The organism is Clostridium sp. UBA6640, from assembly GCF_002455975.1.
In the GTDB taxonomy this organism is placed as follows: domain Bacteria; phylum Bacillota; class Clostridia; order Clostridiales; family Clostridiaceae; genus Clostridium_J.
Genome location: NZ_DKLM01000156.1, coordinates 9,675 through 18,706, shown reverse-complemented (window position 1 = coordinate 18,706; position 9,032 = coordinate 9,675). Strand labels below are relative to the sequence as shown.

The window sequence follows — 9,032 nt, the reverse complement described above, 5'->3', positions numbered from 1 at the left end:
CTGTTCCCCAGAGGTGGAAAACTAATGCTATTTTGTTATTACAAATTAGACAGCGTACCATAAAGATCCCCTTAGATTTATTCCATAATCTAATGTTGAAGTACATCCTATGGTAAAACTCAACTATTCAAATTTTTCTTTTGTAAAATAAAAATAAGATAGTCCTCAATTCTTCTGATAAGCCACCTTATTAAGCTAATACAATATATAGTTATTATCACATTTAACGACTTTTTAGATAATTTTCCGCTTCCATAGCTGTTATAGATATGATATATAATCCAATTATAATCCACGCATCTTTATTATTTTCAAGCTTTGAAAATAATAGATACATCATTAAAAGCATAGATATAGTCCTAGCAAACCTAGCAATATATTTATATTTTTTCATTATTTATCTCTCCCTTAACTAGTTTACATTATTAACCAAACCATTTCAAATATTTTAATTAATGGAATATATTTAAACTTTAACCCAAAATAAGATAGTCCTTAATATAAGTAAGAACTATCTTTATTGCATTATTTTATATATAATTATCTTTAGATGAAATTTTTTGAGATAAGGTAAACCATTGCATTTAATTTGACAATTCAGTGCTAAAAAATTAGGAACTAACACAATTTCCAGCGATAAATACAGAGGCTATATTCATATCGTCATCAAATAATAACATATCTGCGTCTTTACCAATTTCGATACTTCCTTTAAATTTACTTACACCAATTGCTTCAGCGGGAGATAAGCTAGCCATCCTTATAGCATCTTGAATTGGTATGTTTAGCATAGTCACCATATTGTATACCGCATCTTTTAAATTTAATGTTGACCCAGCTAAACCTCCATCCTCTAGACGTGCCGCCCCATTATTAACTATAACCTTTTGACCACCTAATTCATATTCTCCATCTTCAAGGCCTGCTGCCCTCATGGCATCGGAGACTAATACTATTTTATCTATTCCTTTTGTTTTTAGAGCAATTTTTACTGTTTCATCATGCAAATGTATTCTATCATAGATAAGTTCACAATATACTCTATCGTCTGTAAGAGCTGCTCCTATTATACCAGGCTCTCTATGGTTAAATTCTCTCATACCATTAAATAAATGAGTGGCTACTGTTACACCATGATTTATTCCTCTTTTAGCTTCGTTAAATGTAGCATTGCTATGAGCCATAGAAACAGTAATATCATTTTCTTTCAAATAAGAGATAATCTCTATGGCGCCATGAAGCTCTGGTGCTATAGAAACCATTTTTAATTTATCTTTAGATAGCTCTACAAACTCCTTAACAATTTCAAAGTCTGGCTCTTTAATATACTTTTCTGGTTGTGCTCCTTTTCTAAGAGTAGAGAAAAAAGGCCCCTCAAGATGAATACCTAAAACCTTAGAAAGTGTTTTCTTGTTTTTATAATTTACTATATTTTTTATTGAAGTAATAATATTATCATATGAGGAAGTTATTATAGTTCCTAAATAGGAAGTAACTCCATTTCTTATATGAAATTCTCCAATTCTATCAAGGGTTTCTTCTGTACTATCCATAACATCATGCCCTGTATTGCCATGATTGTGAATATCAATAAAACCTGGTGATAAAAATCTTCCATCTCCATCGATTACTTCACTTATTAATTCTAGATTTATATTTTCTTCTAAATCTATATCTATTATTTTACCTTCATTAAATACAACCCCATATCCTTTTTCCACACTATTAGGTGTAATTAATTTAATATTTTTAATTAAAGTACTCATCAAATCTCCTTTTTATAATTTAATCTTTTCAATAACTATATCTTCTATTAGCCTATTAATATTATTGATGTCTACCTTTCCCGTTTCCTCTTCTAAAGCATTAGCTGTTCCACAAGCTGCTGCTAATTTTAACATATCTTCAAATTTATAATTTCTTTTTAAAGATACAGCAAATCCTGCTATCATCGCATCTCCCGACCCTACTGGATTAAGTGCCTTTACTTTAGGTGTTCCTACTCTATACATATAATTATCATTAAATACTAAACATCCATCTTTTCCAAGAGATACAACAACTATATTAATACCTTCTTTAATCATAGGATTTACTCCTTTGATTATATCCTCTTCTGTAGAAATAACATTTCCAATGAGATTTTCTAATTCTTCCTTATTTGGCTTGATTAAATATGGTCTAGCTTCCATACCTTTTCTTAATGCTTCTCCACTGGTATCCAACAAAATTTTCTTTCCTTCTCTACTCGCTATCTCTATTAAATTTTTATAGGTCTCTACTTCCATGTTCTTTGGCATACTTCCTGAAATACATATGATTTCATCCTGCCTAATTAACTCTTCGTATAGCTTATAAAATCTCTGCATATCTGTCTGTGATATTAAGGGGCCAGGCTCTAATATCTCCGTTTGGCTGCTATCATCTGAAATTATTGCCAAACAACTTCTGGTCTCACCATCAATGGAAACAAAATTATGCATAATATTCATCTCATCTAGCTTTTCCTCTATATAACTTCCAGATCTTCCTCCTAAAAATCCTGTGGCTATTACTGGTCCACCAAGAGCTTTTATTACTTTTGCCACATTTAATCCTTTTCCTCCAGGAGTATACTGAAAGTCATCAGCTCTAAAAACCTTTCCCTTCTCAAAGTTTTTAATATTATACCTTCTATCAATTGATGGGTTTAAGGTAACAGTAATCATTAGTTTACCCCCTATTTATACTGCCACAAATTTTTATTTTTTCTGCTACCGCCTTTTTTAATGCTTCTTTAGCAGGCGCTAAATAATGTCTAGGGTCATTTGCACTAGGATTATCATTAAAGTATTTTTTTAGTGCATCAGCAAAAGGCATTTTTAACTCCGTTGCAATATTAACTTTACAAATGCCATATTCTATTGCCTTTATAAGACTTTCATCTGGCACTCCTGAAGCTCCATGTAATACTAAAGGAATGCCGAGTAAGTTGTTAATTTCATGTAATCTTTCAAAATCCAACTTTGGTTCACACTTATAAGCTCCATGGGCGGTACCTATTGCAACTGCCAGTGAATCAACTTTTGTTTTTTCAACGAAATTCAAAGCCATGTGGGGATCTGTAAACATGCTATCTTTTTCTTCAATTTTCCTTTCATCTTCTTGTCCACCAACTAGCCCTAGTTCTGCTTCTACACTTACATTATATTTATGTGCAAAGTCCACCACTTCTTTTGTTATTTTAATATTTTCCTCATATCCCTTTAATGAGGCATCTATCATTACGGACTTATACCCTTCTTTTATACATCTTTTTATGATTTCGATATCTGAACAATGATCTAAATGCAATGAAATGGGGATATTATATCTTTTAGCTCCAACTTTAACCATTGAAACTAAATAATCCATTCCTGCATAATCAATAGTGCTTGGGGTGGTAGCGATAATTACTGGTGAGTTTAATTCATTAGCAACTTCTAATACACCCTGCATTGTTTCTAAGTTATGAATATTAAAAGCTGGAACAGCATATCTATTTTTTTTGCAGTCTAATAACATTTCTTTTGTTGAAACAATATCCATCTTATTCACCTCTCTAATATCAAATTATTTATATGGTTAAAATTCCTAAACAGTATAAGACTTACTTCATTTACCTTATAAAATTCAAGTAAGAACACTATACTAATATGCCACTCTCTTTATCAAATATGTGGATTTTTTTATCATCTAGGTATAGCCTTATCTTATCTCCCTTTTTCACAATATTATCCGAATCTACTCGAGCTGTAAATGAATTACCTTCCATTGTAAGATAGAGATATTTCTCTGAACCTAGCATTTCTATAAAATCTAATACACCGTCTAAGAATACATCAGTTTTCTTTTCATTATAATACATATGTTCTGGTCTAATCCCCATTACAATATCCTGACCTATATATCCCTTATCTATTATTCTCTTAGCTTTATCGCTATCTACTTTAATCCTCGAATTAAGAAGTTTTATGAAAATATCTTCGCCCTCTTTAATAACTTTAGCATCTATCAAATTCATCTTAGGACTTCCTATGAATCCAGCTACAAAGACATTTGCTGGATTTGAGTATACATTTTCTGGTGTATCCACTTGTTGAATTAAGCCATCCTGCATTATTACAATTCTATCTCCCATTGTCATTGCTTCAGTTTGATCATGGGTAACATAGATAAATGTAGTCTTTAATTTATTGTGTAGTTTTGTTATTTCTGCTCTAGTCTGAATCCTTAATTTTGCATCTAAATTTGATAGTGGCTCATCCATTAAGAAAACCTTTGGATTTCTAACAATGGCTCTTCCAAGAGCAACTCTTTGCTTTTGACCGCCTGAAAGGGCTTTAGGTTTTCTATGAAGCAGGGTTTCTATTCCTAATATTTTTGCAGCCTCTTTAATCTTCTCATCTATTTCTTGTTTTGGATATTTCTTAGATTTAAGACCAAAAGCCATATTGTCATATACAGTCATATGAGGATATAGAGCATAATTTTGGAAAACCATTGCTATATCTCTATCCTTAGGATGAACATCATTGACAAGTTCATCATCAATATATAGTTCACCTTTAGATATATCCTCTAGTCCTGCAACCATTCTAAGTGTAGTGGATTTCCCACACCCTGAAGGTCCTACTAGTACTATAAATTCTTTGTCTTCTATTTCTAAATTAAAATCACTTACAGCAGTTACCTCACCATCATATATCTTATATAAATTTTTAAATAATAAACCAGCCATAAAAACTCTCCCTTCATATTTGAGTAACATTTAACTCATTCAATGATTGCTGATTTCCCATTTTAATTGCTCTGCTTTTATATTTTCAATAATATTAATATTACTTTCGCCCATTTTTATATTTAAAGCATATAGTGCAGCGCCATATACTGGCTTTAATATAGGAGTAATTAACTTAATACATTTATTTTCATCTTGAAAATATTTTCTTAGAGGAGCTAAAATATACTCACCTGCATTAAATACTCCTCCTGAATAAGAAACTAATAACTTTTCCTTAGGTAAAAAGTCTAATTTGTCTATTATAGATTTAATAGTTAGGTAAAGTTCAAATGCCGCTTGTGAATAAGTTTCTATTGCAATTTTGTCATTTTCTTTAGCTGCTTTATATAGTAATTTAGCAAGTTTTGCAACTTCCTCTCTTTTCATTTCCATCTTATTCACAACGATATCAAGTAAATCAAAATCATTTTCAATGCCAAAGTCATTTCGAACAATATGGTATAAAGGTGTTCTCTCTAATCTTCCATCAGCCTCTTTGCTAAATATTTCTATGACCTTCTTACCAAGCCAGAAAGCTGAACCTTCATCTCCGCAAAAGTGGCCCCAGCCACTAGCCCTTGCAGTCTTTCCTTTATAATCTACACCGTATCCTATTGCACCTGTTCCAGCCACAATATTTATTCCTGGATTACACCCTAGCGAACCTGCCCATGCTACCACAGCATCATTTACGCATTTATATGCATCCTTCAATAAGATACCTTCAACCACTTTTTCAATAGCATCAATATCTGCTGGTATTTCTCCATATCCTGCAATTCCAATTACAGAAAAATCTATATCCCATATACATATATTTGCTTCCCTACAAACCTCTTCTATACCTTCCAACATAACTTTTTTGAATGTTTCTAAAGATGTTTGTTTGTAGTGGCAGGTAGGTTCAATGCGGTGCCCAAGTACCTGTCCATTTTCATTTATTATGATGAATTCTGTTTTAGTTCCACCTCCATCTACCCCTAAAAAGTTCAAACAAACTCCCCCTATCATTAAAATACATGAAAATTAAAAACTTTCATAATAATCTTTCATACTTACTACTTTGTTTGTTAATCTTGATTCTTCTGCTGCAAATGCCATCATATGACTTTGTACGGAGACATTCGCAGATGTTAAAGCTTTACCCTTGTTAGATAAAATTAAAGATATAAAATCTTCCATTATCCCTGTATCTCCACCACCATGCCCTCCGGTGATTTGCTTAGGATTTAGTACTTTTCTCTCATTTGTATCAAATAATTGAACTTCTATTTCATTTTTGCTATCTATTGCACGGATTTCCCCTTTAGTTCCCATTATTTTAATGGTTCTATTCACTTGATTGGTAAATGCTGATAAGTTAAAAGTTGCTGTAACATTATTTTCAAATTCCAATATAGTACTTTGATGATCAACTACATTATTGTCACAATTGTATACACATCTTCCATAAGGACCATTCTCAACTGCTTTTTTAACCTCATCTAGTGTTTGAATTTCAACTATTGCAGTAGTTGGCCACTTCCCAACATTGTTGTAATATAACTTAATTGCTGAATAAGGACACTTACTTTCTATTTTGCACTCAACGCATCTATCTGCTGCATCTTTAGGTTTTCTTTCCTTTTTAAAATAACTTAACTCACCAAAGGAAGCTATTTTTCTGCAAGGACTTCCCACTAACCATAATAAGATGTCCATGTCATGACAGGACTTTTGCAGCATTAGAGAACTTGATAAATTTGAATTTCTCCAATTTCCTCTTACAAAGCTATGACCAAAATGGAAATATCCAATATTTTCATTATGTTGAATAGACATTATATCTCCTATTTCACCACTGTCTATTATTTTTTTGATAGTATTAAAGAAAGGTGTATATCTAAGCACATGACATATCATAAATACTTTATTATTTTCTTTTGCAAGAAGTCCTAAATTCATTACTTCCTCTGGTATACTTGACATAGGTTTTTCTAAAAGTATATGATAACCTCTTTTTAACGCAAGCTTTGCAGGTTCAAAATGTATTCTGTCTGGAGTTGCGATAACCACTGCATCACAGAATTTATCTTTTTCTAAAAGTTGTTCCCATGATTCAAATTGATATTCTGATTTTATATTATGTTTTTCTGAAAACTCTTTTCTTTTTATTTCATTTGGTTCTGCTACTGCTACAAATTCTATATGCTCAGGATTTACAAGTGCATAATTTCCATAAATATCTTTACCTCGTTGTCCTGCTCCTATTAATCCAACTCTAATTTTTGACATTTTTAATCCCCCTCAATTAATTAAGATTTCTAAAATATTATAAAATGAATTTTAATCATATTAACCTTTTGTTCCAGTAAAAGCCATTCCTTCAACGAATTGTTTTTGGAATATTAAGAATACAATTATCATAGGCCATATAGCAAGTACCGTTCCAGCCATCATTACTGGGTAGTTAGTTGAATGCTGTCCTTGCATGGAAGCAAGACCTGCTGATAATGTCATCTTATCTATAGAAGTATTTGCAATTAAAGGCCACATTAATGAGTTCCAACAATACAGCATTGTACTTATTGCAAGTGCAGTTAATGCAGGTTTAACTAGTGGAAGCATTATCTTAGTCAATATTTGAAAACGATTATAGCCATCCAATACTGCAGCTTCTTCTAATTCCTTTGGAATATTCATAAAAAACTGTCTCATTAAATAAGTACCAAAAGCACTAAACAAGCCAGGAAGAATAAGGGCAGGTATTGAATTTAATAATCCTAGCTTTTTAATAATCATGAACTGAGGGATTATAAATATCTGTCCTGGTACCATAAGTACAGATAGTATAAGAATGAATATAAAATTTTTTCCTGGAAAATCAATTCTTGCAAAGGCATATCCTGCCATAGAGCAAAAAACTAGTTGTCCTATGGTGGTTACTATAGTATATACAATAGTATTGTAATAAAATGTTCCATAAGGCAGCGTATCTATAGCCTTCTTATAATTGCTCCACTGAGGTGAAGATGGAAAAATTTTAGGAGGTATTTGTGTTGTTTCTCCTAATGTTTTAAGTGATGTTAGTATCATCCATATAAATGGTATTGTGGTAGTAATTACTCCTATTATTAAAATAAAATGTATAAGAATTTTTTTATTCTTGCTTAAATTTAATTCATTCATTTTCAACTCTCCTAACCTATTCTTACTAATCAACAAATTTCTTTTGTAGTTTAAGTTGAAATGCTGTAATGATAAGTATTATTACAAATAGTACTATAGAAATTGCTGATGCATATCCTTTATCAAGATATTCGAATGCATTTTTGTAGAATAGATATACAATGGACATAGTACTATCTATTGCCATACTAGTCTTACTAATCATCATAAATATTACGTCGAACATTTGAAGAGCACCAATTAATGATGTAATTGAGACAAAGAATATTGTTGGTGCTAATAGTGGTAAGGTTATTGAGAAAAATTGTCTTATTGGGCCGGCACCATCTATAGTTGCTGCTTCATAATAAGATTTTGGAATTCCCTGAAGCCCTGCAAGAAAGTAAATTATTTTCATTCCGAGTGAACTCCATATGCCTACAATTATTAAAGCTGTCATTGCGTATTTGGGCTCTGCTATCCAAGCATGTCCTTCTAAGCCAAGTTTGCCTAAAACATGGTTTATCAAACCATATTGTCCATTGTAAAGCCATTTCCACATGGTAGCAATAGCAGCTGGCATAGTGACAGCTGGCAAGAAAAACAATAATCTATAAAATGAGATTCCTTTTATTTTTAAATTTAATAACGTAGATATGATAATTGCTAAGCAAATACTAATAGGAACAGATACTATGGTAAATTTGAAAGTATTAAGTAATGCTCGTGGAATAGTAGGATCTGAAACAAGTTTTTTATAATTTTCAAGTCCAATCCATGAGTATTTTCCAAAAGAGCCTAAGTCAGTAAAGCTATAATATAAATTCTGAAAAAAAGGTATTATATAAAATATACCAAGTCCTAATAATAATGGTAATATTAATAAATATCCCCAAAGACAATCATTCAACTTTTTACTTTTAAGTCTATTCTTTCTCTTAGGAGGTTTTTCCTTTTTAATTTCTCTTTCTTCAACAATTAATGTATCCATTTTTCTCCCCCTTCTTTAAATCTAAGGAATAGTACAAACTAGTTGAACTATTTTAAAAAGGTCCAACTATAGGGATACAATGTGAAAACTTAA

At 31.4% G+C, this 9,032-nt stretch carries 9 protein-coding genes; all 9 read right to left on the bottom strand.

Annotated features, from left to right (window positions below; translation table 11 throughout):
* Positions 1 to 223: 223 nt before the first annotated feature.
* A complete protein-coding gene (locus B2W91_RS18160; RefSeq protein WP_291583482.1) occupies positions 224 to 394 on the bottom strand; it encodes a hypothetical protein in 171 nt (56 codons plus the stop codon).
* 217 nt (positions 395 to 611) lie between these two features.
* Entirely contained in the window at positions 612 to 1,766 is a 1,155-nt protein-coding gene (nagA, locus tag B2W91_RS18155) for an N-acetylglucosamine-6-phosphate deacetylase (RefSeq protein WP_291583480.1), read from the bottom strand.
* A 12-nt stretch (positions 1,767 to 1,778) separates the two neighbouring features.
* A complete protein-coding gene (pfkB, locus tag B2W91_RS18150; RefSeq protein WP_291583478.1) occupies positions 1,779 to 2,708 on the bottom strand; it encodes a 1-phosphofructokinase in 930 nt (309 codons plus the stop codon).
* Between the two features lie 4 nt (positions 2,709 to 2,712).
* On the bottom strand, positions 2,713 to 3,567 hold the full coding sequence (fba, locus tag B2W91_RS18145) for a class II fructose-1,6-bisphosphate aldolase (RefSeq protein WP_291583476.1): 855 nt from the start codon (positions 3,565 to 3,567) through the stop codon (positions 2,713 to 2,715).
* 97 nt (positions 3,568 to 3,664) lie between these two features.
* Positions 3,665 to 4,759 carry an ABC transporter ATP-binding protein gene (locus B2W91_RS18140; protein WP_291583474.1) on the bottom strand — a complete coding sequence of 365 codons (1,095 nt, stop codon included), beginning with the start codon at positions 4,757 to 4,759 and terminating at the stop codon, positions 3,665 to 3,667.
* Positions 4,760 to 4,798: 39 nt separating this feature from the next.
* Complete coding sequence (locus B2W91_RS18135) at positions 4,799 to 5,794, bottom strand: N-acetylglucosamine kinase (protein ID WP_291583472.1); 996 nt, start codon at positions 5,792 to 5,794, stop codon at positions 4,799 to 4,801.
* A 33-nt stretch (positions 5,795 to 5,827) separates the two neighbouring features.
* Positions 5,828 to 7,075: a Gfo/Idh/MocA family protein gene (locus tag B2W91_RS18130; protein WP_291583470.1), complete on the bottom strand. Its 1,248-nt coding sequence runs from the start codon at positions 7,073 to 7,075 to the stop codon at positions 5,828 to 5,830.
* Between the two features lie 60 nt (positions 7,076 to 7,135).
* Positions 7,136 to 7,969: a carbohydrate ABC transporter permease gene (locus B2W91_RS18125; protein WP_291583468.1), complete on the bottom strand. Its 834-nt coding sequence runs from the start codon at positions 7,967 to 7,969 to the stop codon at positions 7,136 to 7,138.
* Between the two features lie 25 nt (positions 7,970 to 7,994).
* Positions 7,995 to 8,939 carry a carbohydrate ABC transporter permease gene (locus B2W91_RS18120; RefSeq protein ID WP_291583466.1) on the bottom strand — a complete coding sequence of 315 codons (945 nt, stop codon included), beginning with the start codon at positions 8,937 to 8,939 and terminating at the stop codon, positions 7,995 to 7,997.
* Positions 8,940 to 9,032: the final 93 nt, after the last annotated feature.

Excerpts from the sequence above, each read along its gene's own strand:
- B2W91_RS18160 (WP_291583482.1), bottom strand. The coding sequence starts at position 394 with ATGAAAAAATATAAATATATTGCTAGGTTTGCTAGGACTATATCTATG.
- nagA (WP_291583480.1), bottom strand. The coding sequence starts at position 1,766 with ATGAGTACTTTAATTAAAAATATTAAATTAATTACACCTAATAGTGTG.
- pfkB (WP_291583478.1), bottom strand. The coding sequence starts at position 2,708 with ATGATTACTGTTACCTTAAACCCATCAATTGATAGAAGGTATAATATT.
- fba (WP_291583476.1), bottom strand. The coding sequence starts at position 3,567 with ATGGATATTGTTTCAACAAAAGAAATGTTATTAGACTGCAAAAAAAAT.
- B2W91_RS18140 (WP_291583474.1), bottom strand. The coding sequence starts at position 4,759 with ATGGCTGGTTTATTATTTAAAAATTTATATAAGATATATGATGGTGAG.
- B2W91_RS18130 (WP_291583470.1), bottom strand. The coding sequence starts at position 7,075 with ATGTCAAAAATTAGAGTTGGATTAATAGGAGCAGGACAACGAGGTAAA.
- B2W91_RS18125 (WP_291583468.1), bottom strand. The coding sequence starts at position 7,969 with ATGAATGAATTAAATTTAAGCAAGAATAAAAAAATTCTTATACATTTT.
- B2W91_RS18120 (WP_291583466.1), bottom strand. The coding sequence starts at position 8,939 with ATGGATACATTAATTGTTGAAGAAAGAGAAATTAAAAAGGAAAAACCT.